The sequence below is a fragment of the Sphingobium sp. YR768 genome, from assembly GCF_900111125.1.
Lineage (GTDB): Bacteria > Pseudomonadota > Alphaproteobacteria > Sphingomonadales > Sphingomonadaceae > Sphingobium.
The window spans coordinates 205,161-230,887 of record NZ_FOGE01000002.1; the positions used below are offsets into that span (position 1 = coordinate 205,161).

26 protein-coding genes and 1 other RNA gene are annotated in these 25,727 nt (G+C 65.2%); 11 read left to right on the forward strand and 16 right to left on the reverse strand.

All coding sequences use genetic code 11. The features are described from left to right. Positions 1-3: 3 nt before the first annotated feature. The 13 genes from BMX92_RS03375 to BMX92_RS03435 form a co-directional block, all read right to left on the reverse strand. Positions 4-747, reverse strand: a complete 744-nt coding sequence (locus BMX92_RS03375; RefSeq protein ID WP_093011837.1) for a prepilin peptidase — start codon at positions 745-747, stop codon at positions 4-6. Then, positions 744-1,466, reverse strand: a complete 723-nt coding sequence (gene gspN, locus BMX92_RS03380) for a type II secretion system protein N (RefSeq protein ID WP_093011840.1) — start codon at positions 1,464-1,466, stop codon at positions 744-746. Before gspN ends, BMX92_RS03375 begins: the two co-directional genes overlap by 4 nt. After that, complete coding sequence (gspM, locus tag BMX92_RS03385) at positions 1,463-1,951, reverse strand: type II secretion system protein GspM (RefSeq protein WP_093011844.1); 489 nt, start codon at positions 1,949-1,951, stop codon at positions 1,463-1,465. The genes gspN and gspM overlap by 4 nt, the downstream gene beginning before the upstream one ends. Then, positions 1,948-3,066, reverse strand: coding sequence for a type II secretion system protein GspL (gene gspL / locus BMX92_RS03390; protein WP_093011847.1), 1,119 nt, complete (start codon positions 3,064-3,066; stop codon positions 1,948-1,950). The genes gspM and gspL overlap by 4 nt, the downstream gene beginning before the upstream one ends. After that, positions 3,063-4,052: a type II secretion system minor pseudopilin GspK gene (gene gspK, locus BMX92_RS03395; RefSeq protein ID WP_093011849.1), complete on the reverse strand. Its 990-nt coding sequence runs from the start codon at positions 4,050-4,052 to the stop codon at positions 3,063-3,065. The genes gspL and gspK overlap by 4 nt, the downstream gene beginning before the upstream one ends. Then, a complete protein-coding gene (gspJ, locus tag BMX92_RS03400; RefSeq protein ID WP_256213254.1) occupies positions 4,045-4,740 on the reverse strand; it encodes a type II secretion system minor pseudopilin GspJ in 696 nt (231 codons plus the stop codon). The genes gspK and gspJ overlap by 8 nt, the downstream gene beginning before the upstream one ends. After that, a complete protein-coding gene (gene gspI / locus BMX92_RS03405) occupies positions 4,737-5,108 on the reverse strand; it encodes a type II secretion system minor pseudopilin GspI (RefSeq protein ID WP_256213271.1) in 372 nt (123 codons plus the stop codon). The genes gspJ and gspI overlap by 4 nt, the downstream gene beginning before the upstream one ends. Positions 5,109-5,226: 118 nt before the next feature. Then, the gene (locus BMX92_RS03410) at positions 5,227-5,724 is read right to left on the reverse strand and encodes a GspH/FimT family pseudopilin (RefSeq protein WP_177184922.1); all 498 of its coding nucleotides are present in this window, start codon (positions 5,722-5,724) and stop codon (positions 5,227-5,229) included. 43 nt (positions 5,725-5,767) lie between these two features. Next, complete coding sequence (gspG, locus tag BMX92_RS03415; RefSeq protein WP_093011852.1) at positions 5,768-6,340, reverse strand: type II secretion system major pseudopilin GspG; 573 nt, start codon at positions 6,338-6,340, stop codon at positions 5,768-5,770. Between the two features lie 10 nt (positions 6,341-6,350). Continuing rightward, positions 6,351-7,568, reverse strand: a complete 1,218-nt coding sequence (gene gspF, locus BMX92_RS03420) for a type II secretion system inner membrane protein GspF (RefSeq protein WP_093011856.1) — start codon at positions 7,566-7,568, stop codon at positions 6,351-6,353. Next, positions 7,561-9,087, reverse strand: coding sequence for a type II secretion system ATPase GspE (gene gspE / locus BMX92_RS03425; RefSeq protein WP_093011859.1), 1,527 nt, complete (start codon positions 9,085-9,087; stop codon positions 7,561-7,563). Before gspE ends, gspF begins: the two co-directional genes overlap by 8 nt. Then, a complete protein-coding gene (gene gspD / locus BMX92_RS03430) occupies positions 9,084-11,285 on the reverse strand; it encodes a type II secretion system secretin GspD (protein ID WP_093011862.1) in 2,202 nt (733 codons plus the stop codon). Before gspD ends, gspE begins: the two co-directional genes overlap by 4 nt. Further along, positions 11,282-12,136 carry a type II secretion system protein N gene (locus BMX92_RS03435; RefSeq protein ID WP_093011865.1) on the reverse strand — a complete coding sequence of 285 codons (855 nt, stop codon included), beginning with the start codon at positions 12,134-12,136 and terminating at the stop codon, positions 11,282-11,284. The genes gspD and BMX92_RS03435 overlap by 4 nt, the downstream gene beginning before the upstream one ends. A 313-nt stretch (positions 12,137-12,449) precedes the next feature. Here BMX92_RS03435 and BMX92_RS03440 point away from each other — a divergent pair, with 313 nt between their 5' ends. Next, positions 12,450-13,106: a prolyl hydroxylase family protein gene (locus BMX92_RS03440; RefSeq protein WP_093011868.1), complete on the forward strand. Its 657-nt coding sequence runs from the start codon at positions 12,450-12,452 to the stop codon at positions 13,104-13,106. Here BMX92_RS03440 and BMX92_RS03445 read toward each other — a convergent pair. Then, on the reverse strand, positions 13,103-13,870 hold the full coding sequence (locus BMX92_RS03445) for an NRDE family protein (RefSeq protein ID WP_093011871.1): 768 nt from the start codon (positions 13,868-13,870) through the stop codon (positions 13,103-13,105). The two genes, BMX92_RS03440 and BMX92_RS03445, sit on opposite strands and share 4 nt — an antisense overlap. A gap of 24 nt (positions 13,871-13,894) precedes the next feature. On the opposite strand from BMX92_RS03445, the gene ssrA reads away from it, so the two are divergent. The 10 genes from ssrA (at position 13,895) to glp (ending at position 24,995) form a co-directional block, all read left to right on the forward strand. Next, positions 13,895-14,239, forward strand: a transfer-messenger RNA (tmRNA) gene (gene ssrA / locus BMX92_RS03450). A 331-nt stretch (positions 14,240-14,570) separates the two neighbouring features. Then, positions 14,571-14,954: a hypothetical protein gene (locus BMX92_RS03455; RefSeq protein ID WP_093011874.1), complete on the forward strand. Its 384-nt coding sequence runs from the start codon at positions 14,571-14,573 to the stop codon at positions 14,952-14,954. A 268-nt stretch (positions 14,955-15,222) separates the two neighbouring features. Further along, positions 15,223-16,821 carry a hypothetical protein gene (locus tag BMX92_RS03460; RefSeq protein ID WP_093011877.1) on the forward strand — a complete coding sequence of 533 codons (1,599 nt, stop codon included), beginning with the start codon at positions 15,223-15,225 and terminating at the stop codon, positions 16,819-16,821. A gap of 88 nt (positions 16,822-16,909) precedes the next feature. After that, positions 16,910-19,600, forward strand: coding sequence for a TonB-dependent receptor domain-containing protein (locus tag BMX92_RS03465; RefSeq protein ID WP_093011880.1), 2,691 nt, complete (start codon positions 16,910-16,912; stop codon positions 19,598-19,600). 228 nt (positions 19,601-19,828) lie between these two features. Then, complete coding sequence (locus BMX92_RS03470) at positions 19,829-20,419, forward strand: anthranilate synthase component II (protein ID WP_093011883.1); 591 nt, start codon at positions 19,829-19,831, stop codon at positions 20,417-20,419. Between the two features lie 7 nt (positions 20,420-20,426). Continuing rightward, entirely contained in the window at positions 20,427-21,416 is a 990-nt protein-coding gene (locus tag BMX92_RS26825; RefSeq protein ID WP_143066717.1) for a hypothetical protein, read from the forward strand. A 156-nt stretch (positions 21,417-21,572) separates the two neighbouring features. After that, complete coding sequence (gene trpD, locus BMX92_RS03480; RefSeq protein WP_093011891.1) at positions 21,573-22,565, forward strand: anthranilate phosphoribosyltransferase; 993 nt, start codon at positions 21,573-21,575, stop codon at positions 22,563-22,565. Further along, on the forward strand, positions 22,562-23,353 hold the full coding sequence (gene trpC, locus BMX92_RS03485; RefSeq protein WP_093011894.1) for an indole-3-glycerol phosphate synthase TrpC: 792 nt from the start codon (positions 22,562-22,564) through the stop codon (positions 23,351-23,353). The genes trpD and trpC overlap by 4 nt, the downstream gene beginning before the upstream one ends. Continuing rightward, on the forward strand, positions 23,350-23,820 hold the full coding sequence (moaC, locus tag BMX92_RS03490) for a cyclic pyranopterin monophosphate synthase MoaC (protein WP_093011897.1): 471 nt from the start codon (positions 23,350-23,352) through the stop codon (positions 23,818-23,820). Before trpC ends, moaC begins: the two co-directional genes overlap by 4 nt. Next, positions 23,817-24,995 carry a molybdopterin molybdotransferase MoeA gene (glp, locus tag BMX92_RS03495; protein WP_093011900.1) on the forward strand — a complete coding sequence of 393 codons (1,179 nt, stop codon included), beginning with the start codon at positions 23,817-23,819 and terminating at the stop codon, positions 24,993-24,995. Before moaC ends, glp begins: the two co-directional genes overlap by 4 nt. A gap of 1 nt (position 24,996) precedes the next feature. Here the strand turns inward: glp and aac(6') are convergent, their stop codons facing one another. Both aac(6') and BMX92_RS03505 read right to left on the reverse strand, forming a co-directional pair. Continuing rightward, complete coding sequence (gene aac(6') / locus BMX92_RS03500) at positions 24,997-25,446, reverse strand: aminoglycoside 6'-N-acetyltransferase (RefSeq protein ID WP_256213256.1); 450 nt, start codon at positions 25,444-25,446, stop codon at positions 24,997-24,999. An 8-nt stretch (positions 25,447-25,454) separates the two neighbouring features. Beyond that, entirely contained in the window at positions 25,455-25,724 is a 270-nt protein-coding gene (locus BMX92_RS03505) for a DUF1467 family protein (protein ID WP_093011906.1), read from the reverse strand. Positions 25,725-25,727: the final 3 nt, after the last annotated feature.

Consider the following 25,727-nt stretch of genomic DNA (forward strand, 5'->3'; position numbering starts at 1 on the left):
CGCCTATCCGATCAGGCGGTCGGCCAGCGCCCACGCCGGCACCGCCGCCAGCGCCAAAAATGTCCCTAGTGGAACCCGCGCGGTTCGCGCCTTTGCGCGACCAGTGGCCAGCATGACCACCAGTCCCATCGCTGATGCGATCAGCAGCAGGAAGGGCAGCGCCTGCCATCCGAACCAGGCGCCCAGCGCGCCCAACAGCTTCGCGTCGCCCAACCCCAGTCCGTCTCGTCCCCGCAAGCTCTTGTAACCCAGCGCAATGCCCAGCAACGTGCCATAACCGACAATTGCGCCAATCACGCGATCCGTCAGCCCCACATCCGTAGCCCACAGGCCGATGGTGAAGCCAAAAAAAGCGAGCGGCAGGGTCAAGGCATCGGGCAACCAGAAATGGCGCCAGTCCAGCACCGCCAGCGTCAGCAGCAGCCAGCCCAGCAACGCCCAGCCGATCCCGCCCAGATCGGGCCGGAAACCGATCGCCAGTGCGCCGATGATCGCGCAGTCCGCCTCCACCCGGCCATGCAGCGGATCGATCGCCCCGCCACAGGTGCGGCAGCGCCCCTTGCTCAGCATCGCACTCAGCATCGGGATCAGGTCGCGCGCCGTCAAAGTGCGGCCACAGCCATCGCAGGCGGATCGCCCCCGCACAACGCCACGGCCCTGCGGCCAGCGCAGGATCAGGGTCGCCAGAAAGCTGCCCAGGATCGCGCCCGCCAGCGCGCCGATAAGCGCCGGGGTCGGCTGGATCACAGCGTCCCTTCGACCTTTAAAATCTGCGCATTGCCGACCGGGGCGAACCCGGCCTGCCCCAATATGCCCGTCAGCGCGGTATCGGCGGTTTCGATCCGCATCTCGGCAACATAGCGGCCGGATCGCCATATCCGCAGGCTGACCTTCTCCAGCCCCGACTGGCTGACCAAAGGCAGCAGCAGCGCGTCACCGTCACAGGCCACCGTACCGGACAGGCCCTGGCTTAGGTTCAATCCCGGAAACTGCCCGGCCATCCGCGCCCGCACCCGCCCTTCGGCATGGCCGCAGCGATCGCCGCTGAAATAGGCGCTCACATCTTCCAGCATCAGGCTGCCGACCGGCAGCGGCGCGAAGGTTCTGCCCAGCGGCACCGCGCCGGTCACGTCATCCACGCCAATGCGCCCAAAGCCGACCGTCAGCGCCCCTTTCACATCATCCGGCAGCCCCTTGGTCCGGGCGATGTCGAAGCGCGCACGCCCCATCAGCAGCGAGATGGGCGACAGGCCGGCGCGAACGCTACCCAGCGGCATATTGCCCAGCATCAACTGGTCGATCCGCCCGCTCCACACCGTGCCGCGGACTTCCCGCGCAGCAACGCCGATCCGCTCCAGCCCGGCCAGCCCCAGCGCGACGCGCATCGGCAGGAAGATCATCAGGCCCAGCAGCAATATGACAATCAGCACGATCCGCATCCGCCGCGACAGGATCAGGCCCATCATTGCCCCTCTCCCCGCACCAGCACGGCCTGCACCGACACGCTGCCCGCCGTCGGCGATGGCCGCGCGCTCATCGTTTCCACCCGCACGCCCTGCGCCTCCAGCCCGGCCAGCCAGGAAAAGAGCGCAACCGGCCGGACTGAAGCGATGGCGATTTCCATCCGGTCATTGCCCTGCGCCTGCGCCCGTTCCAGCGTCAGCCCGGCCTCACCCGCGGCCTGCCCGACAAACTGGTCCAGCGGCACGGCGGGACCGGTCGAGGCCGGCGTGCGGGGCAGCGTCTTCAACTGCTTCACCGTTGCGCGCACGGCGGCATTGCGGTCGGTCGCCTCCAGCAACGTCTCCCGCGCGCCACGCTGCGCCCGGTCGAGCGGCGCGGCAACGCCGAACCACAGGAAGGTCGCCGCCAGCAGCACGACCATCACCCCCAGCATCCATTGCTCGCGGGGCGATCGCTCGCCCCAATATGCTGTTATCCGTTCCATCATGACCGCACCGTGATATCCGCCACCGTCCGCCCGCCCGGTTCCTGGGAGGGAGTCGCCGTGATCGTGAAGCCCGCAGCCTGTATCGCCAGCAGGACCATGTTGATGTCGTCCGCCTTGGCCGCCGCCAACGTCGCCCGGATCATCCCGTCCGGATCTCGCGACAGGCTGGTCAGCGCCACGCCCGGCGCATCCTGCACGGCCGCCAGCAGCCCGGCGACCGGCGCAGTAAAGGCGCGTCCACCCGCGCCCCGTGCGGCAAGACGCCCCTCCAGTTCCACCTGCGCCTGCGCCGCGTCGCTGGCACCCGGCACTATCTGCTGCGCCAGCGCCACGCTCTCCCGGTCCAGTCGGCTCGCCGCCATATGCTGCTTCACGATGCCGACCAGAACAGCGGCAAGGCAAAGCAGCAGGATCAACACGCCCCACAAGATGATGCGCCCCAGCGCCTGCTTGTCCACGGCACGCCGCACCCGCTTGGCGAAGTCGCCCTGCCGCAAATCGATCGGCGGCGCATCCAGCGCAGCGATGGCTCGACCTTCGATCACGCCCGCCGCGACATCCACGACCGGCGTGTCGCCGATCAGTTCGGGCAGCGCCATATCGGCCGTCAGCGCCATGTCCACGCCGCGCAGCACCATCTCGTCGGCGATCCGGCCGCGCACAAAACCGCTTTCCGGCTCCGGCAACAGCAGGGGCGCGGGCACGATGATGTCCGGGTCCAGCCCATGATGCTGCGCCCAGAGCAGCCAATGCTGCATGTCGGCCCGGCTGGCCACGGCAACGATATGCGGCCGGCCCGGATCATCATTGGCATCGGTCGCGGCGAAAAGCTGGTCGGCGGGCAGCAGGCTCCCCGCCAGCGCGCTGAAGCGCGCCGCCGCCCGCCCCTGCCGCACCGGCAGTTCGGGATGGGCGATCCAGTGCAGCGTCACCAGCGCAGCCGGCGGCACCAGCAGCACGCGCGCCTTGTCCGGCAGCGTCGCGATGCCACAGGCCGCCAGCCAGTTGGCGCCCTCGCCCGACTGGACCAGCGCGCCGTCGATCACGCGCATCCAGCGCACCGGCGCCTCGGCCGCTTCGGGCAGCAACAGGATCAGGGCATCGCGACTGCTCATGCCTCACCACCCCAACTGCGCCGCACCAGCCTCGCCGGGCTTTCCCGCGCATCGATCAGCGCGCGCTCCACCAGTTGCGTTCCCCCGACTTCCACCGACACAGTCACTCCGAAAAATCCCGTCTTCAACTTCACCTGCTCTGCCACCTCGGTCGCGGGCGACAGGCCCGCCAGCGAAGGCAAAGCCCAGAATTGCACCGTACTGCCGTAGCCGTCCGCCGGCCGCTGCGCCAGCAATTGCCGCGCCTGCGCCACCGACAATTGCCCCGGCAGCAACATCGCGAACAAGGGCGACTGGCCCGGCAGCAGCGTATTGATGTTGATCGGCGACAAATCCGTGACCGGCAAGGTGCATATCCACGGCTTCACCAAAGCGTAGATGGCGGGCGTCACCCCGGCCACAGCCCGCAATTCGCTGGGGTCCGCCATCATCCGGTTGGGCGTGCGATAGGGCCGCGCATATTGGGCATAGCTGTCATCCTCCGCGCCGCCGGGCTGGGGCACACTGTCGCTGTCGATCCAGTCGGCCAGCGCCACGGACACGGCCTGCGCCTGTCGCGTCTGCACGCCCAGCGCTTCCAGCAGCGCCTGAAACTGCGTCACGCCGATCGGCCGGACTTTCAGCGCGGCTTCGCTCTGACCGCTGACCACGCTGTTGAGGTTGAAGCAATTGCCGCCATCCGTGACCCGCGCGGTGGCCACGCCGCCCGGCACCGCCACCGCTTGCGGCGCGCCCAACCAATTGCCCGCCAACGTGATCTTGACCGGATTGCTGGCGGTCAGATCGCCGATGCGCAGCCGCGCCATCTCCGTCCCCGCGTCGGCATAGGCCCGCGCCTGATCGACTGCGCCGCCATTGCCGGTCATCCGCGTCGCCAGCGCCACCCGCTCCAGCGCGGTCGCGGCGACAACCGCCATCACTGCCACCAGCAGCAATACGGTCAGCAGCGCCGCGCCCCGTTCCTTCTCATTGCGCGGATCAGGCACCGGTCGCGCCCTCCAGCTTTTCCTGCGGGCCGGGCGCCACCAGAAAACGCATCGTCACCGGTGGCTCCCCCGTGCGCGTCACGGTCATTTCCACGGCCAGCGGCATCAGGTCGGGCTGCGGCGGCGTCCATTCCTCCAGCCATTTGCCCCGTACATCGCGGAAACGCAGCTTCACTGCCTCAACATTGTCCAGCAGCGCCGCCGGATCATCGCCTGCCGCCCCATCCAGTTGCGCATAGGTCCGCCGTTCCAGCCGCCCCTGCCGCACCCAATATTCGACCTTTTGCAGCGATGGCCGCGGCAGATCGCCCAGATTGTCCCAGCCGCCGCGCACGAACTGCATCACCGGCTGGCTTTCGCCATCGTCATGCGCCCAGAAGGCCGGCGCATTGGTGCCCGCTTCCGTGCGCGTGATGCGCGGCACCGCCTGCCCCAGATCGCCCGCCAGCGCCCCGCCCGCCCGCTGCACCGCCGCCAGATCATCCAGCCGCGCCTTGACCTGCGCCTGCGCGGAGACGCTGTTGCCCAGCAATAGAACGCCCGCCGCCGCCAGCATCGCGAAGATCATCAGCGCGACGAGCAATTCAATCAGCGTGAAGCCGCGATCGTCGACACTCGATCGCGTCCCCGCGAAGGCGGGGACCCAGGGCACCTTGGCGCATTCCGGGGTCGGTGAATCCAGCATCATTCCACCACCCGCATGAAGCTCAGCACCACGGGCGACGCACCCGGCTGACCGTCGACGGTCAGGTCGACCTGCAACAGGCGCTTGTCCTCCATCGCCTTGACGCTGCGGCTCCAGTGCCAGCGCCGCCCGCCATTTTCGACTTCGCCATCCTCCTGCCCGACCGAAGGCGGCACGGGATCGCTCTGCACCTCGACCATCAGGTTGCGCGCCACGATCTGACCCAGCGCCTTGCTGTCGAGATCGGCGGCCGTCCGCAACGTCACCCCCTGCAACCGCACCAGCGCCAAAGCCGCCAGACTGAACACCGCCAGCGCAACCAGCATTTCGAGCAACGTGAAGCCGCGCTCATCGGAACGATGAAAAGACAGCCCCCCCCGTTGTTTACTGCTCAGCTCAAATTCCGTTCGCCCTGAGCCTGTCGAAGGGCGTTGCGCGCGCCCTTCGACAGGCTCAGGGCGAACGGACTGAGGACAAGATGCGAGATTTTCAGCCACCGACCATGACCTTCCCCGCCATATCGACCGTCACGGACACCCGCTCGCCTTCCCGCGCCAGGGTCACAGTTAGGGGATCGGTCGGCAGGCCGGTGCCGTCAAAAGCGATTTGCTGGCGGCCATCCTTGCCCACCAGCGCGCGGGTGCCACTCTTCCAGTTGGCCGTGACGAAGGGCTTGTCCTCGATCGGCGCCCATTGCTCGCCCTCGCGGCGCTGGAAACCATAGCCAGAGGCCGACACCCACAGGCCCATCGGGCGTGCAGTGACGACCGCTTCGTCGCGCGCGGCAGCCACGCGCGCGGCGAAGCGGTCGGCATCCTCCACCACCCGTCCACGCGGATCGGGGATGGCCAGAACGACGGCAGCCGAAATGAAGCCGATGATCGTCAGCACGACCATCAGTTCCAAGAGGGTAAATCCACCCTGCCCCGCAGGATGCTGTGCTCCGGCGAAAGCCGGAGTCCAGGGTTCCGAACGCTGTGCGTGCAACCCTGGACTCCGGCTTTCGCCGGAGCACAGGAATGCCATGCGATCAGAGTTCGCTGGAATAGATATCCGCATTCTCATTCTCGCCACCCGGCTGGCCATCGGCGCCCAGCGAGCTGATGTCGAACGCGCCCTTGCGGCCCGGCACGGTGTAGACGTAGGCGCGGCCCCACGGGTCCTGAGGCAGCTTCTTGATATATCCGCCCCGGCGATAGCGCTGCGGCTGCGCCAGCGAAGCCGGCGGATTGAGCAGCGCCTGCAAGCCGTCGGAACCGGCCGGGTAGGTCAGGTTATCGAGCCGATATTGCTCCAGCGCCTGCTCGATCGTCGAAATATCGGCCTTCGCCTTTTCGATGCGAGCGGTGTCGGTCGCCGGGATGACGTTGATCGCCACGATCGTCGCCAGCAGGCCGATGATCACGATCACGACCATCAGTTCGACCAGCGTGAAGCCGTCTTCGGCGGAACGCCCCGAAAGCGTGAAGCCACGCTCATCGACACTTGAGCGTGCTCCTGCGACAGCAGGAGCCCAGGGTTCTTGATGCGGCGCCTCGCACTCTGGGCTCCTGCTTTCGCAGGAGCACTGCACTGAACAGCGATGAACGAAAAGATTCTTCATATACACTCCTTCAAGCCCCGGTGAGGCTTTGCAGCTGCAAGATCGGCAGCAGGATGGACAGGATGATGACGGCGACGATGCCGCCCATCAGTATGATGATGATCGGCTCCAGCATCGCCAGAGCGGCCGAGGTGAAGCTGTCGAACTCGCGCTCCAGATAATCTGCCGCGCGCTCCAGCATCGTATCGAGCCGCCCCGCGCTTTCCCCGCTCGCCGCCAGATAGACCAGCAATGGCGGAAACACACCCGCCCGGCGCAGCGCGGCGGACAGGCTGCCGCCGCCCCGGATCGCCTCGACAATCTGGTCCGAGGCCTTGCGCAGCACCCGATTGTGAACGGTATTGGCGGTCAGCGACAGGCCTTCCATCAACGGCAACCGGCTCGCGATCATCGTGGATAAGGTCCGCGCCATCCGCGCCGCATGCAGGTCGCGGATCAATCGCCCCAGCAGCGGCAGGCGCAGCAGCATAGCGTCGAAGCGATAGCGAAAACTCTCGACCTTCATCGCCCGCCAGAAACCCACGCCCGCCAGCGCCATCAGGATCAGCAGCAGCCACCAATAGCCAGCGAGGAAGGCGGAAATCGCCATCACCATCCGCGTCAGGAACGGCAATTCCTGCCCCACCGTATCGAACTGCTCCACCACCTTGGGCACGACGAAGATCATCAGCGCGGCGACCACGAAAACCGCAAAGGCTGCCAGCACGGATGGATATGCAATCGCGGTCAGCACCTTCGATCGCATCACCGCCTGCCGCTCCATCAGGTCGGACAGACGCTCCATGATCGTGGGCAGGCTGCCCGAGCTTTCACCGGCGGAAATCATCGCGCGATAGAGCGGCGGGAAACTCTTCGGCTCCGCACCCAGCGCATCGGCCAGCCGCCGCCCTTCCAGCACGCCGCCATGCACCTTGCCCACGATCGCGCGGACATGATCCTGCTCGCTCTGTTTGCCGATGGTGCGCAGCGATTCTTCCAGCGGGCTGACCTGGATCAGCGTGGAAAGCTGGCGGGTAAACAGCGTCAATTCCTTGGACGACAATCGCGGCGCGCGCAGCGACAGGCCCGCCCGCTTGCGCGCCGCCTCCACCGCGCCCGGCTCCAGCCGCACGACGAACAGCTTGCGCGCGTCCAGCTTCGCCCGCGCATCCTCGATCGTGTCGGCCTTGACCTTCCCGCCACGCTCCTTGCCCGCCGGGTCGATCGCCACATAGTCGAAATCAGCCATCGGCGATAGTTTCCGCCTCGACCGCATCGCGCCGCGATACGCGGATCGCCTCCTCCGCCGTGGTCTGGCCATCGCGCACCAGCGCGCGCGCGGCCGATCCCAGATTGGGGGCGTTCAGGAAAGCGTGACGCGCGATCAGCGATTCATCGCCACCGTCATTGATCAGGCGGCGGATCGTGTCGTCCACCCGGATCGCCTCGAACACGCCGATCCGGCCCTTATAGCCGGTGCCGCTGCATTCCTCGCAGCCCTTCGCCCGATAGATGATCGTGCCGGGATCGAAGCCCAGCAACGCACTGGCCGACTTGTCCGCCTGCACCGGCTCGCGGCAATGCTGGCACAGCCGCCGCACCAGCCGCTGGGCGATCACCGCGCGCAGCGTGGAAGCCAGCAGGAACGGTTCGACCCGCATGTCGCGCATCCGGGTGATGGCGCCGACGGCATCATTGGTATGCACGGTCGACAGCACCAGATGCCCGGTCAGCGATGCCTGCACCGCGATCTCCGCCGTCTCCCGGTCACGGATTTCGCCGACCATCACCACGTCAGGGTCCTGCCGCAGAATCGCGCGCAGCCCCGCCGCGAAGGTCAGCCCGACCTTGGCATTCACCTGCGTCTGGCCGACACCCTCGATCGCATATTCGACCGGATCTTCGACGGTCAGGATGTTGCGGCTGCCATCGTTCAGCGTCCGCAAACCGGCATAAAGCGTCGTCGTCTTGCCCGAACCCGTAGGCCCGGTTACGAGAATGATACCGTTAGGCTCGCTCAGCCCTTCCCTGAAAATCCGGTCCGGCGCGCCGGTCATGCCCAGCAGGTCGAGCGTGATGCCGGCATTTTCCTTGTCGAGAATACGCAGCACCACCCGCTCGCCCGCCCGGCTCGGCAGGGTCGAGACGCGCACATCGAGCAGCTTGCCGCCCAGCGTCAGGCCGATGCGCCCGTCCTGCGGCACGCGCCGTTCGGCAATGTCGAGCCGCGCCATCACCTTGATGCGGCTCACCACCACCGGCGCGACATGCGGCGGCATGCGCAGCGTCTCGCGCAGCACGCCGTCGATGCGCATGCGCACGATCAGGCCGGTTTCATAGGGTTCGATATGGATATCCGACACGCCCTGTCGCGCCGCCTCGGCAATGATGCCATTGATCAGGCGGATCGCCGGCGCGTCGTCCGCGCTGTCGAGCAGATCGTCGGCGGTCGGAATGTCGGCCGCCAATATATCCAGTTCGTCCGCGCCAACCTCCAGCGATCCCGCCATCGCCGCCGCGCTGCCATCCATCGCATAATGCTCGGACAGATGCCGGTCGAACTGCGCCGGCTCCACGAATCGCACGTCGAAACTGCGCGCCAGATGCCGCCGCACTTCCAGCAGCACGCGCGGATCGCTGCCGTCACGCACCGCGATGGTCAGCCGTTCGCCTTCGGGTGGCAGCATGACCACGCCATGCTTGCGCGCAAAGCCATAAGGGATGTCGATGGGACGGTTCGCAGCAACAGCGTGCGTTTCGTCGCTCACTTGCGTTCTCCGCTGGCGGGGATTTCGACCGGGCGAACAACGCCGCTCGACTGGCGGACCGTGGGTTCGATGACTTGCGGATCAGCCGACGCGCCCGGTTGCGCCACCGCATCGCCCGGCTGCGGCGCAGCGATCGGCGGCGTCGCGCCCATATAGTCGCGCACCAGTTCGTCGATCGTCGGTTCGGACTGCGGATCGCGCTGCAACTGCATGCCGCGCACATAGCCATAGCGTTGCTGCGTCAGCTTCTGCGCATCCTCCTTGGACCGCAATATGGTCGGCCGGATGAAGACCATCAGGTTCGTCTTCGACCGGCTGTTGCTGCGCGATTTGAACAATTCGCCGATGCCCGGAATGTCCGACAGCAGCGGAATACGCTCGATCGTGCGGCGCTCATTATCATCCAGCAGGCCGCCCAGCGCCAATATCTCGCCATCATCCACCGTGACGGTCGTCTCGATTTCGCGCTTGTTGATGATGAGGTCGCTGTTGCTGTTGCTGACTGGCCCGGCCACGCTCGACACTTCCTGCTTCAGGAACAGCTTGATCGCGCCGCCGGTGTTGATCTGGGGCTTGACCTCCAGCTTGATGCCGACATCCTGCCGCTGCACCGTGCGGAACTGGTTGTCGAAATTCTGGCTCAGCGCTTCCCCGGTCGTCACCGGCACCTGCTGCCCGACCAGGATCGACGCCTTCTGATTGTCCAGCGTCATGATCGACGGCGTCGACAGAAGATTGCTCTTCGTGTCGGACTTCACCGCATTGATGATCGCGCCGAAAATGCCGTTCTTGCCGATGCTCCCGCCCAGCGCACCGATCGCGCCGGTGGCGCTTTGCAGGCTGGTCAGCGCCGCCGACTGGAGCGTGCTGGCCAGATCGCTGTTGGTCTGTGTCTCGGTCGTCGTGGTCGTGCCGTCGGCCGCCACCACCGTCGTCTTGGTGGTGCCCAGCTTGTCCGCGCCATAGGCCCCTGCCAGTGTCAGCAGATTGGGCGATGCGTTGCTATAGTTGGTTGCCGCAAAACCGGTCGATGTGCTGCCCAACAGAAATTGCACGCCCAATTTCTTGGCGGCGGCGTCGCTGATTTCGACAATGATCGCCTCAACCAGCACCTGTTCGCGCCGCGTATCGATCTGGCGGATGGTTTCACCCAGCATCCGCTGCACGTCGCTGTTCGCCGCCACGATGATCGCATTGGCGCCTTCATAACGGGTGACGATCGCCGGGCCGCGCGTGTTGATGCCTCCTGCCGAAGAGGAGGAGCCGGAGGAGGCTGCCACCGGCGCCGCCGCCTGCGAAGCGGGGGCAGCGCTGCCCTTGCTCGCGGGCGCGTCGGAACTCACCGGCTGGCTGGTCGATTGCCCCACAAGTTGCTGAAGCACCGGCAACAGCTTTTCGGCATCGGCATGTTCCAGCCAATAGACGCGGATTTCCGTACCGCTCGCCGCCTGCTGATCCAACTGGCGGGCCATCGCCGCCAGCCGCGCGACGGTATTGGCGTCCCCCCGGATCGCGACCGCATTGCTGCTGTCGATCGGCACAACCGTCGCGGCCGACGGCGCGGCATTCTCGCCGCCGCCGCTCGCGACCAGCGCCTGAAGCGAGGTCGCGATCTCGCGCGCGCCGGCATTTTTCAGCATCACCATCTGCGTCGCCGCCGTGTCGCGATCGACCCGGGCGATCACCTGCCGGATGCGCGCGACATTATCCGCATAGTCCGCCACGACCACGCTGTTGCCTGCCCGGTTGGCCGTAACGGAGCCTTCCTTGCTCACCAGCGGACGCAGCGTTTCCAGCGCGCTCGCCGCATCGATCGATCGCAGGCGGAAGACTTCGGTAACGAAGCTGTTGCGATTGGCCGCGCTGCCCACGCCGCTCGGCTGGCCCGCCGCGCCATCGACCGGCTGGATGCGATAAGCGCCACCGGGCGCTGGCACCGCGACCAGCCCGTTGGCACGCAGGGTCGACAGGAAAATCTCGAAATATTCCGATCGGCTGAGCGGCCGGTCTGTCACGACCGACACCTTGCCCTGCACCTTGTTGTCGATGATGAAGGTGCGCCCCGTCACCCGCGCCGCATCCTGAATGAAGGCCCGGATATCGGCGTCACGGACGTTCAAAGTCTGCTGCGCGGAGGCAGCGATCGGCGTCGCCAGAGCAAGGGCCATGGCAGCGGAAAGAAGGAATTTGCGGGTCATTGGCCTTGCACTATCAGGTTGACGGTCGCGACGGCGGCGCCGCGCTCTACGGTCAGGGAAAGGCGCGCACCGGGCGCGATCTGGTTCTGGAGCGATTGCAGGTCGCCGACCGGCTGGCCGTTGACCTTGCTGACGATGTCGCCGGGATGGAAGCCCGCGCCAGCAAAGGCGGGGCCCTTGGCCATGACGGCAAGGCCCGTGACACGGCCATTCTGCATGCGCGGCGCAAAGCCGATTTCCCGCTTCAGGCTGTCGACGGTCGGCCCTGCGGAACCGGCAGGCGGCGCCTGCGGCGGCGGCGCGGCGCTCTGCCAGCCCTGCCCGCTTTCAGGCGCGGCCGGCGTCGCTTCCGGTGCAGGCGTAGACTGGTCGAGGAACACTTGCTCCTCCGCCCCGCCCCGGTCGATCGTCACATGATCGAAGGCCACCGATTTCAGCACTACGCCCGGCAGGATTTCGTCGCCCACGGCAAAGCTGTTCTGCACGCCGTCCGGCCCGGCGACGATCGCCGACCCCAGCCCCGACCCTTCATTCAGACGGATGCCATAGACGGTCAGCGCCAGCGAGGTGACGACCCCACCGCCCGGCTGCGGCGCTTCGCTACGGAAAAAGGGATCGAAACTGGCGAACAGCGCCTGCCGCGCATTGGGGGACAGCAATTGCGCCTGCCGCCCTTCCCATGGCCCGAAACTGCCGACCGGCGTCACGATCACCCAGATCAGCCGCACCATCAACAGCGCCAGCAGGACAAGCAGCCCCCGCTCGATCCACGCAAGCCAGTCGAACGCCGGAAAGAATTGCCCCCTCCCGCGCCCGAAGCCGCTTATCTTGTCGCCAAACGGCACCCGCATGATTTTGACCCAAGCCCCCGTCAAGTTGAGAGCCTGCTAGGCAGGTGATCTTACTGGAGAATGACAATTATGTGACGGTAATATGACATGCATCGCACCCCTTGCATTTGCAAGGCTGAACGATAGCTGTGGCGACGTCTTAGAGACTGTTCGAGAATGGTGCGGTTGAGGGCTGGCTAGGAGGGATCGAAACCGCGATGCGGTGCATCGTGGTGACATCGCGACGCCGCCAGTGTGCAAAAGCACCGGCAGACCGACCTGCATCCATTTTCAAACAGTCTCTTAGCTGCACCTTATCCCGGCAGGGCCCGTCATGACCGCAACCACAACCATCGTCACCCCCCTCGCCATCGATGGCGATCCGCTCTTGATCGGAGCCCATCCGCGCATCCAGCGCGTGCCGAACAGGGATTTGACGCTCTTCATCCAGCGGAACTTCCTGACCGCGGAGGAATGCGCGGCGCTGGTCGAGCGAATCGATACGCAGCGTCGCCCCTCAACCATCGCCGACGCCAATGGCGACACGTACTTCCGCACCAGCGAGACATGCGATCTGGATCATAGCGATCCCTTCGTTGCCGCGATCAATGCGCGACTAGATGCCTTTGCCGGCATCGCCACCGCGCATGGCGAACCCATTCAGGGCCAACGCTATGCCGCGGGGCAGGAATTCAAGGCGCATACCGACTATTTCGATCCCAAGGGCGCGGATTACCCCAAATATTGCGGCGTCGCCGGCAACCGCACCTGGACGCTGATGATCTATCTGAACGAACCGGCGGCGGGGGGCGCGACCCGCTTCACGAAGATCGGCAAGATGGTGCAGCCCGAAAGTGGCAAGCTGCTCGCCTGGAATAATCGCCTGCCCGATGGCCAGCCCAACCCGGCCAGCCTCCACCACGGCATGAAGGTGCGCAGCGGCGTCAAGCACGTCATCACCAAATGGTATCGCGAACGCCCCTGGGGCTAACTCTCGTTACGCCAGTCAAAGCCAATGACGGTTTCGCCCGCCTGCTCCCCGCCCGCATCGAACCGCCGCTCAAATATCTGGCCGCGCCCATCCCGGCCGATCGCCACGATGCTGCTGCACCGCGTGCCATAGAGTGGATGGCGAATGAAGATCGGCGATGCCGCCGCTTCGTCCGGCGCATCCGACGGTGCGTCGGGCGCGATGCCCGCATCCGACAGATTGTCCTGCCGCAGGGCGTCGAACAATATTTCCGGCCGTTCCGCCCCCGCCATCAGCCAGCCCAACAACGCAGCCTTCAACGTCAGCGTCTTGGGCCATGGCGCATCCAGCGCGCCGTTCGACAGGCCGTAGAGCCCCGGCCCCAGCATGGTTCGGATCGGCTCCGGCCGGTTGGTCAGGAAATGCGCGCCCGCCCCGTCGATCAGGATCAGATTGAACGGATTGAAATCGCCGATCACCGCCTGTGCCGGATCGGCATACAGGCCATCCCCCGCCAGCAAATCCGTCACCAGCGCCCCGCGTGACGCCCGATCGGGATCAGGACCGCCATAGCCCCGCAAATTGGTGACGATCGCTGCGCGCCCCTCTTCCGACACGCCCAGCCATGTGCCGCCCGACCGCAGATCGCGCCCGGCGATCACGCCTTTACGGTCCGCCCAGTGCGCCAGCGGCGCGGTCGGCCGGGCATGATATTCGTCACGATTGCCGATCAGGACGAGAGGCCAGCGCGGATGCGTATCCCAAGCCATCGCCATGATGCACATTCTGTTCTCCGTTCCCGCCAGCAACGACTTGATAAATCGCCCGCACCGCTCCATATAGGGGCTGCCGGGTTCGCCCGGCTATGGTGATAAATTATGTCGTGTAATAGACGCAGCGGACCCGGGGGCAGTACCCGGCGGTTCCACCACATACCCCGTTCTCAACGGGGTGTCTGACGGGGCCGAACTAGGATCGACGTGTGTTCAAAGGCGATGTTTTTACCCGGCCCGTGTAAGCCGTTAAACTGTGCAAAACTCACAAGTGCCAACGATAACGAAGCACTCGCCATTGCAGCGTAATTGAGGGCCTCACGGCCTGACATTACCCTAAAATAGCGCGGTTGAACCCACCGGGCAACAGAAGGGAATTCAGCGGCCCCCGGAGGCGCCGGGCAACAGAAGCCTCCGGACCTTAACTCCTACAGCGATCAACCTCCCTCGCCCGGTCAGGCGAGCGTGAAGGCATGTCCGTGTCCGCCGACCGCGAACGGATGGCGGCAACGGACGCTTACCCCGATTCGAATGACAGCGCGAAATCACAATCCATTCGATTACGCTTTTATGACAGTCTAATGAAAAAGTTATAAGTGTATGATTTTCCTAAGAAGAAAATCGTTTTTCGCGCACCTGATCGCCCTTGCTCGATTGTCATCAAGATGAAATACTTCCGGCTATAGTAGGAAGTTTTTTCTGGAGATTGTCGATGAAGAAAGTCGCGCTGATGCTGGGTCTCGCTCTGGCCGCGATGACGCCGGGAATCGCCCAGGCCGCCGCCGAAGACGTTGTCGTCCTTGGCGTTCCGGACGGCAATCTGGCCGCCAAGGCGCTGGTCGCGCGCGATTATGACGCCGCCGCCCGCAAGTTGCAGGCGATGTGGCCGGACGGCGCCAACGACGCTGCCCGCCTGATCAATCTGGGCAACGCCTATGCCGGCATGGGCCGCATGACCGCCGCCCGTGAGGCCTATCGCTCCGCGCGCTTCGCCCCGGAAACCACATTGGCACTCGCCGACGGCAGCGAGGAATCGTCGCGCACCATTGCCCAGCGCGCCCTCAACCGCCTCAATCCAAGCTACGCAATGCGCTGATATCGCAACAGCATAGGTGCAGGGAGCAGGGCGTCGTCCGACTAGGACGGCGCCCTTTGCTTACGACACCCTTCACCATGTCATCAGATTGAAACGAGAGTCTTCGATCTGTCATTTTAACGACGCCATTTCGTCACAGAACCAAAACAAGCACGTCATTTGCCGCGCCTAACTGCCCCTACCGAGGGCGACAGGGGGCGTTGTCCGATTCGAAATTCCCCTGCGCTCCGCATTCCAACAATCCCGGCCCAGCCGGAGCGGAGACGACATGGCCAAGATTAACCGTATTCACACCATCCTGATGGCGAGCTGCGCCTGCCTGGGCCTGAGCGCCTGCGGCGCCGACGACATCGCCTCGCCCGGTGAAGGCACGATCGTCATCCCGACCCCGACGCCCACGCCGACCCCCACCCCGACACCGACCCCCACGCCGACCCCGACGGCTGTGACGCCTGCGGCCGACTGCCCGACCATCGCCGGTTCGGACCAGCTCCAAAATCTGGGCACCATCACGGACGGCACCAACACCTGGCGCAACTGCGGCTTCCCCTCGCGCTTCAACAGCACGACGGCGATCGCCAAGACCACCGGCGTGATCTACTCGCTGCCCGGCCGCGTCGATGTCGGCACCGATCAGGGCGCTGCCAGCACCAACAGCGTCGTCACGCTCAACATCGATCCGGGCGTGGTCGTCTTCGCCAGCACCGGCAACGCCTATCTGGCCGTCAACCGCGGCAACAAGATCAACGCCGTCGGCAGCGCCAGCGCCCCGATCATCTTCACCAGCCGCGAAAATGTCACCGGCGCCGCGACCGACCAGTCGTCGGGCCAGTGGGGCGGCATCGTGCTGCTCGGCCGCGCGAAGATCACCGACTGTCAGGCGCCTGCCGCAGCACCTGGCACCACCGCCTGCGAACGCGACACCGAAGGCACCAGCAACGCCCTGTATGGCGGCGCCAACGACGCCGACAATTCGGGCCGCCTCAGCTATGTCCAGATCCGCTATTCCGGCTTCGTTCTGGCCGACAGCCGGGAATTGCAGGGTCTGACCCCCTCGGGCGTCGGCACCGGCACGGTCCTCGACCATATTCAGGTTCACAACAGCTCGGACGACGGCATCGAAGCCTTCGGCGGCAGCGCGAACATGAAGTATCTCGTCCTGACCGGCAACGAAGACGATAATCTCGACACCGACGTCGGCTTCCGCGGCACCGCCCAGTTCGTCATCTCCGCCCAGCGCGAAGGCAACAATATCGGCGACACCTTCCTCGAAACCGACTCGAACGGTTCGGCCACCAACAGCAACGCCAGCGAAGACGCCCTGCCGCGCCAGTATCTGAAGGTTGCCAACTTCACGCACATCCAGCGTTCGAACACCGGCGACGACGGCGCATCGATGCTGCTGCGCGGCGGCGCCGATCTGGCGCTGGTCAACGGCATCATCGTCAGCCCGAACCAGAGCTGCCTGCGCATCAACGGTGCCGCTGCGGTTCGCGATGCTGACACCACCCTTCAGGACGCCGGCAAGCCGCGCTACCTGTCGGTCGTGATGCAGTGCAACAGCACGCCGTTCAAAGGCACCGGCACCGGCGTCGACGCCGCTCTGGTCCAGTCGATCTTCACCGCCGGCGCGAACAGCAGCTATACCTACACCCCTTCGCTCACCAGCCTGTTCATCAACGGCGCGACCGAAACGGCCGTGACCGCGATCGACCCCAAGACGATCGACAGCGCCTTCACCACCACCGCCTATATCGGTGCGGTCAAGGACAGCAGCGACACCTGGTATGCCGGCTGGACCTGCAATTCGGTGACCGCCAGCTTCGGCAGCGCCAGCGGCAACTGCACCGCCATCCCGACGACCTGATCGGACCCACGACCTCAACAGGGGCGGGGGAGCGTGCACTCGCTTCCCCGCCTTCTTTGCACTGATTTTCCCAAGGGGGACTAATAGCATGTCGAAGCCGCTCAGTCTGGCGCGCCTGCTCCTGATTTCCACCGCGCTGGTCGCACCTATGGCGATGGCGCAGACCGACACGACCGCCGCTCCCGCTGGCGATGCCGGCATGTCGACCACACCCAGCGCCGCCGATGAGGCCGCCGCGCAGGAAGGCAATGTCGATGTGTCGATCCCCGGTTCCGACATCATCGTCACCGGCCGCCGCACCAGCAATATCTCGCAGGCCGCACCGCAGGTGGTGAACGTCCTGTCCGCCGCCGACATCAAACGCACGGGCGAAGGCGACATCGCCGGTTCGCTCCAGCGCGTCACCGGCCTGTCGGTCGTGTCTGGCGGCTATGTCTATGTTCGCGGCCTTGGCGATCGCTACTCGCTCGCCCTGCTGAACGGTTCGCCCCTCCCCAGCCCGGAACCGCTCAAGCGCGTCGTTCCGCTGGATATCTTCCCGACCAGCGTGATCGCATCGACCCTGGTGCAGAAGAGCTTCTCCGCCAACTTCCCCGGCGAGTTTGGCGGCGGCGTCATCAACCTGACGACCAAGGCGATCCCGACCGAATCCTATCTGGAAATCGGCGGCGGCGTTGCCGGCAATACCGAAAGTTCGGGCCAGATGGGTTACACCTATTATGGCAGCAAATCCGACTGGACCGGCTTTGACGACAGCTCGCGCGACGTACCGCCGCTGCTGAAGCAGGCCTTCGGTTCGGGCACGCCCTTCGCCAATATGGATCGCAGCGATCTTCAGGCGATGTCGATGCAGTTCCTCAACAGCAGCACGTCGGTCCTGCAACGGACCAACAGCCTGCCGTTCAACTTCTCCGGCTCGCTCAACGCCGGCACCGCGCTGGATATTGGCGACGCGCGCCTCGGCATCATCGCCACCGCTGGCTACAGCAACAAGTGGCGCACCCGCGACAATCTCCAGCAGGCTTCGCTCACCGTGTCGGAAGGCGCGGGCAAGGATTATCATCAGGTCGTCACCGACAATCAGGTGACGGTCAACGGTCTGCTCGGCTTCGGTCTGGAATGGGGCGACCAGAAGGTCCGCTGGACCAACCTCTATATCCGCGACACCCTGAAGCGCGCCGCGCTGTCGGTCGGCCAGAATGACGGCCTGATTCAGGGCGCGGACTATATGACGCAGCAGACCGCCTGGTATGAACGTCAGTTGATCGACACCCAGTTCACCGGCGAATTCAAGTTCAGCGACGAACTCAGCCTCGATCTGCGCGGCGGCTATGCCAATTCGCAGCGCGAAGCCCCCTATGAACGGGAATTTGTCTATGTCCGCTCCAACCGCGATCTCGATATCGATCCGGTCGGCGACCGCTTCGTCAACGCCCTCAATCGCCAGCGCGGCGATGCCTCGGTCACGTTCAGCGATCTGAACGAAGATCTGTGGTCGGGCGGCGCGGACCTGAGCTACAAGATTTCGCCCAAGTTCACGATCACCGGCGGCTATGCCTATACCGACACGAAGCGCACCTCGTCGCGCTACGAGCTGCATTTCGACGCCACCAACCTGCCGATCGCCGTGCAGCAGTTGCGCCCCGACTATCTGCTGTCGGACGCGACGATCCAGCTGTACGATCTGACCCTGCTCGACTTCTCGGGCAATTATCCGGTCTATGACGCCGCGATGCGCGTCCATGCCGGCTATGGTCAGGTGAAGGCAGAATTGTTCGACGGCCTCAGCATCGATGCCGGTGTCCGCTATGAAAGCGGCCGCCAGTCGGTGACGGGTGTGGACGTCTATTCGACCGGCGTGACCCCGTTCAACCAGATCAAGAACGACTATTGGCTGCCCGCCGTCACCCTTACCTATGATGCCGGCGGCGGCCTGCAATTCCGGGCTTCGGGCTCCAAGACCCTCGCCCGCCCGCAGTTCCGCGAACTGATCGCCCAGCCCTTCATCGACACCGACTCCAACCGCTTCTATCGCGGCAACCCCTTCCTCCAGGACAGCGAACTGTGGAATGCGGACATCCGTGCGGAATGGTATATGGGCCGCGAAGAGCGTCTGACGGCCTCGGCCTTCTACAAAAAGATCAAGAACCCGATCGAAACCTACACAACGATCAGCGATACCTATGCGGTGACGACCAGCTTCGCCAACGCACCGGAAGCCACGCTCTACGGCGCCGAGTTCGAAGCGCAGAAATATATCCCGCTCGACAATTGGGATTCGGCCTTCTTCCAGACCCGCCGCGTCGCGCTGATCGCCAACTATACCTATACCCAATCGAAGCTCAAGGTCAGCGAAGGCGACACCACCATCCCCTATACCTACACCACCGGCGATCTGCCGGCGGCGTCGGACTATTTCGTGGATGGCGCGCCGCTCACCGGCCAGTCGGACCATCTGGTCAATCTGCAACTCGGCCTGGAGGATACGGACAAGCTGTCGCAGCAGACCCTGCTGCTCACCTATGCCAGCCCCCGCGTCACCAGCCGTGGCCCGAACCTGCAACCCGACATCAAGGAAAAGCCGGGCCTGCAACTGGACTTCGTCGCGCGTCAGGGCATCACCCTGCCCGGCGGCATCAACAGCGAACTGAAATTCGAGGCCCGCAACATCACTGGCCGCAAATATCAGGAATTCCAGGAACAGGGCGGCACGAAGGTCTATTATAACAAATATAAGCTGGGCACGACCATCGCCGCCTCGCTGACCGTCGCCTTCTGATTTTCCTTTTAGAAATTCGCCGAATGCGAATTTAGCGGCACCGGCCCGCTCCCCCACCCGGCCACCCAACGGCAGTATTCTATGGGTGGCCGGGCGGGGGAGCGGGCCGGTGCCGCTTCGAAAATGCCCGCAAGGGCATTTTCCAGACAAAGCCCGGTCCCTTTGCCTTTATGCAGCAACGGGATGGGACCCCTTCCCCCCGCCCGCATGTCACGCTAAGGCTCTGTCATGATCCTCGTCATCGACAATTATGACAGCTTCACCTGGAACCTCGTCCATTATCTGATGGAGCTTGGCGCACAGGTGGAGGTCGTCCGTAACGACGCCATCTCCGCCGGACAGGCGCTGTCCAGCGGGGCGAAGGCCTTCCTGCTTTCGCCCGGTCCCTGCACCCCCAATGAAGCAGGCGTCAGCCTGGATCTGGTCGCCGCCTGCGCGGATGCCGGCGCGCCGTTGCTAGGCGTGTGCCTGGGCCATCAGGCGATCGGCCAGCATTTCGGCGGTCAGGTGGTCCGTGGGGGCCTGATGCACGGCAAGACCTCACCGGTCAGCCATGACGGCACCGGCCTGTTCGAAGGGCTTCCCTCGCCCTTCACCGCGACCCGCTATCATTCGCTGATCGTGGAGAATATTCCCGACACGCTGGTCGTCAACGCGACCAGCGAAGACGGCTCGGTCATGGGCTTCCGCCACGCGAGCCTGCCGATCCATTCGGTGCAGTTCCACCCGGAAAGCATCGCCACCGAACATGGCCATGACATGCTGGCCAATTTCCTGCGCATCGCCGGACTGCCCGTGCGGGAACGCGAAGCAGCCTGACCCGGCCATGCGGCGGCGACTGGCTCTCCTGATCGCCACCCCGCTGCTGGCCCTTGCCGGCACGGCTTCGGCAAAATCCACCGATCGCTGTTCTCCGGCTACAGCCAAGCCCACAGACATTGAAACCATCCAGTCCCAATATCGCGACTGGGCCGGTCAATGCGTACGGGTACGGGGGATAGGTGTCGATCGTCACGTTTATGCCGATCGACAAGCCCTGACCGAACAGACCCCGCCTTTTGGCGCAGGCGCTCGCCGGTCGATCCTGCTTCTTCCCAATCGCGAAACTTCACGTCGCCAAATACAGCAGCCGGCCACACTCGAAGTCACGGGTCGGGTCGGCAGTTGTCAGGACGCGCATGATGCTGTCGCCGAAATGCAGGCTGCCGCGCAAAATGATTTCATCATGGTCAGTGGCTACTGCCACACCTCCCTCGCCACCTATATCAGCCCGTCCCATATCCGGGTGATCGATCCGACACGCCCCATGCGCCTGACCGAAGCGGAAGTGCCGCCGGAACAGCGCGATATCATGGATGCGCCCACTGACTGGCCCGCACTTCCCGCGATGCGAGACGCAGCCCACGCCCTGTTCAACGCGCTAGCGCAACGGGATCAGAATGCTTTCGTCCGGCTGAGCGAGCCCTATTATGACAGTCCGCCGTGGGCGAAGGAAGCCCGGCAAAATTTCGCCCGGCTAACCGCACGCAAAGCCGCATTCGCCCATGTCCCGCCCGACACGCAACAGGAACGCACCTTCACGGAGCGCCTGACGCCGGAGGAAGGCACGCCCTCCGACCTCCTGCTCTGCCGTTGCAAGACATCGGACTGCACCGGCAAATGGCCCGCACTGCGCCGCGATGCCGATAATCTGCCTGAGCGCCCCTATCTCTGCGTCGCAGCAAACAACTATCTTCTGGGTCCGGGCAAAGCCACCGTCATTCAGGCGACCGCTCCTCTGGCAAAAGACGGCTTTGCCGAACCTTCCACCCCATAATTGTCCTATCCGGGCAGGCGCGTCTATACTGCCCCGGCATCCATTGCGAATATGACCCGAATAGGAAATTATATGTCAGGATTTGCGGGAAATATGCGAAGTTAAGCATGTGCGCCCCCTCGACACTACCGCCCCCCGCCGACTAAGGCAGAGGCGATGACCAGCCTGCCCGATCCTTCCGCACCGCTCTCCGCCGCCGCCGCCGCCACGGCCTTTGACCTGCTGTTCGATGCCGATCTGCCGGAAGAGGATATCGCCGCCTTCCTCGTCACTATGGCCCGGCGCGGCGAAACGGCGACCGAAATCGCCGCGGCCGCCCGCGCCATGCGCGCCCGGATGATCCCGGTCAGCGCTCCGGCCGGCGCGATCGACGTCTGCGGCACCGGGGGTGATGGCCATCACACGCTCAACGTCTCCACCGCCGTCTCCCTTGTCGTGGCGGCAGCCGGTGTCCCTGTCGCCAAGCATGGCAACCGCGCCGCTTCGTCAAAGGCGGGCGCTGCCGATACGCTCGAAGCGCTCGGTCTCAACCTCGACAAGGCCGCCGCCACTGCCGAAGCCACCCTGACCGATCTCGGCATCTGCTTCCTCTTCGCGCAAAATTACCATCCCGCGCTCAAACGCCTCGGCCCGATCCGCAAGGCGATCGGCGAGCGTACCATCTTCAACCTGATGGGACCGCTCGCCAACCCGGCCAATGTCCGCCGCCAGCTCGTCGGCATCGCCCGCCCGGCCTATGTCCCCATCTATGCCGAAGCGCTCGCCGAACTGGGCGTCGACCGGGCGATGATCATTTCGGGTGACGAGGGACTGGACGAACTCTCGCTCGCCGGCGGCAACGACATGGCCGAAGTGAAGGGCCATGACCTCGTCGCCATGCACCGCCTGACCGCCGCCGAACTCGGCCTCTCCACCCATCCGGTCGAAGCGATCCGGGGCGGGGACGCCACCCACAACGCCGCCGCCCTGCGCGCCCTGCTTCAGGGCGAGCCCGGCCCCTATCGCGATGCGGTGCTGCTGAACGCCGCTGCCGCCCTTGTCGTCGCCGACGCGGCCCATGATCTGCGCGAAGGCGTCGAGGAAGCTGCCGAAACCATCGATCGCGGCCTTGCCAACGCCCTTCTGAATTGCTGGATTGCTTACTCATGACCAACAAGCTCATCGAAATCTGCGACTTCAAGCGCGAGGACGTCGTCCGTCGCAAGGCCGCGACCAGCATCGCCACGCTCCACGCCGGCGCCAGCGAACAGACGCCCCCGCGCGGCTTTCGCAAGGCGCTGGACGATGCCGCCCGCTCCGGCTTCGGCCTGATCGCCGAAGTGAAGAAAGCCAGCCCGTCCAAGGGGCTTATTCGGGCCGATTTCGATCCGCCCGCCCATGCACAAGCCTATGCCGCCGGCGGCGCGGCCTGCCTCTCGGTCCTCACAGACGAACCCTATTTTCAGGGTCATGACGATTATCTGATGGCCGCCCGCTCCGCCTGCGCCCTGCCCGTGCTGCGCAAGGATTTCCTGGTCGATCCCTGGCAGGTGCTGGAAAGCCGCTCGCTCGGCGCCGACGCCATCCTGATCATCGTCGCCGCGCTGGACGACGGCCAGATGCAGGAGATTGAGGACGCCGCCCTTGGCCTGGGCATGGACGCCCTGATCGAAGTCCATGACGAAGCCGAACTGGAGCGCGCGCTCAAACTCCGCTCGCGCCTGATCGGCGTCAACAACCGCGATCTGCGCGACTTCAGCGTCGATTTCGCCCGCACCTATGAACTGGTGGGCAAGGCGCCCGAAGGCTGCACCTTCGTCGCCGAAAGCGGCCTTGGCTCCCATGCCGATCTGGTCGCCATGGCCGACCATGGCGTGCGCTGCTTCCTGGTCGGCGAAACCCTGATGCGTCAGGCCGATGTCGAGGCGGCCACGCACAATCTCCTGACCGGGCAATGACCGGCCTCACCCATCTGGACGAGGATGGCGCGGTGCGCATGGTCGATGTCGGTGCCAAGGCAGTGACGGCCCGCGAAGCCGTTGCCTCCGGCCGCATCGACATGAGCGGCGAAGCGGCCAAAGCGATCGCGGATGGGCTGGTCAAAAAGGGCGACGTCCTCGCCGTGGCGCGGGTCGCGGGCATCATGGCGGCCAAGAAGACCGCCGATCTCATCCCACTCTGCCACCCGATCGCACTCAGTGCCGTGACGGTCGACTTCGCCCTCGACGATAGCGGCGTCACCGTCACCGCCACCGCCCGCACCGCTGGCCAGACCGGCGTGGAGATGGAGGCGCTGACCGCCGCCTCGGTCGCTCTGCTGACCGTCTATGACATGGCCAAGGCGCTGGACAAGGGCATGATCATCGGCGGCGTCCGCCTGATCGCCAAGAGCGGCGGCAAGTCCGGCGACTGGCGCGCAGCATGAGCCTCCTCCCGGTCGCCGACGCGCAGGCGCGCCTCTTCGCCCTCGCCGGCCACCTGCCGGTCGAAACCGTGCCGATCGCTCAGGCGGCCGGTCGCTGGCTGGCGCGGGATGTGCTGGCAATGCGCGACCAGCCCTGGGCCGACCTGTCCGCCATGGACGGCTATGCCGTGCGCGCCGCCGAATATCCCGGCCCCTGGCAGGTCATCGGAGAAAGCGCCGCCGGGTCAGCCGATCTCGCGCCGCTCGCTTCCGGTAAAGCGATGCGCATCTTCACCGGTGCGCCCCTGCCGCCCGGCGCCGACGCCGTCCTGATCCAGGAAAATGCCACGCGAGACGGCGACAGCCTGGCCGCGAGCGCCGATCCCCTGCCCGCCGGTCGCCATATCCGCCGCGCCGAATCGGATTTTGCGCGGGACAGCCTGCTGCTCAAAGCCGGTACGCTTCTCGGCCCGGCCCAGATCGCCCTCGCCGTGCTGGGCGGCCATGGCCAGTTACCGGTCGGCGCCCGGCCCAAGGTCGCTCTACTCTCCACCGGCAATGAACTGGTCGCACCCGGCCTGCCCACGCCCCCCGGCTTTCTGCCTTCGTCCAATGCGCCGATGCTGGCCGCCATGCTCGCCACGCTGCCCTGCGAAGTCATTGATCTCGGCATCGTGCCCGACGATCTGGACGCCATGGTCGCCGCGCTGGAACAGGCGGCGCAGGCGGACATCATCGTTTCCACCGGCGGCGCGTCAGTCGGCGACCATGATCTGGTGCGCCCCGCCTTCCTTAAGGCCGGCGGCTCGCTCGATTTCTGGAAAATCCGCATGCGCCCAGGCAAGCCGCTGATGGCTGGTCGCCTGAATGATGCCTTGTTTTTGGGCCTGCCCGGCAATCCGGTGTCGGCCTTCGTCACCGGCACGCTGTTCCTGCTGCCGCTGGTCCGCCATATTTGTGGCGCCGCCAATCCGCTGCCCCTGACGGGTGAATCCACGCTCGCCGCGCCGCTTCCGGCCACCGCCGAGCGGGACGATTATCTGCGCGCCTTCCGCAGTCCGGATGGCATCGTTTCCGTCACCTCGCAGGACAGCGCCGCCACCGCCGCCATGGCGCAGGCCGACTGCCTGATCTTGCGTCCCGCCGGATCACCCGCAGCATCGTCCGGCGACCGGGTCACGATCCTGCAACTCTGACCTATTCGATCATCCGGCGGAAGTAGACGACCCGTTCCGTCTCGACAAAGCCGATCGCCGCATGAAAATCATGGCTTGCCTGATTGGCCAGATCGGCGTCGGACGCCATTTCGGTACAGCCCCGGCCTTTGCCCCAATCCATCACCGCATCGGTCAACTTCCGCGCCGCTCCGGCCAGGCGCGCCGACGGCTCGACATAGATGCCCTCCAGAAACAGCACCGGACTGCTATCGCACCCGTTGACATAATCATGCCGCAGCGCCGCTTCGGCAAAGCCGACAGGCTCCTCCGCCGCATCGATCGCCAGCAGGGCCAGAGCATCGGCTCCGCCTTCGCGGAGCATCGCCAATATCTCGTCCCGATGCTCGTCGATCAAGCCGTCCGGCCACAGCGCATGCCGCATCAGCGCCCATCGTTCGACATGAGCGGCCTCGGCCCGAACGATGCGCACAACTGCGCTCATCGCCCGGAATGATAGCCCGGCAGCATATCCAGCGTTACCCAGCCCTGCACATAATTGGCATAATAGAGCGCGAAGAGTGCGGCGGACAGGATCGTCGCCCGCATAGCCACCCGGCCGGGCCGAAAGTTGCTGGGCGCGCTGTCCGCCTGCCCCCGCAGCAACACCTCCCCCGTTTCATCCGGGGTGCGAATACCAAAGGGCAACATGATGAAGGCGCTGATCACCCACATCAGGAAATAGATGGCAAAGACAGCGTACCAGTTCATGGC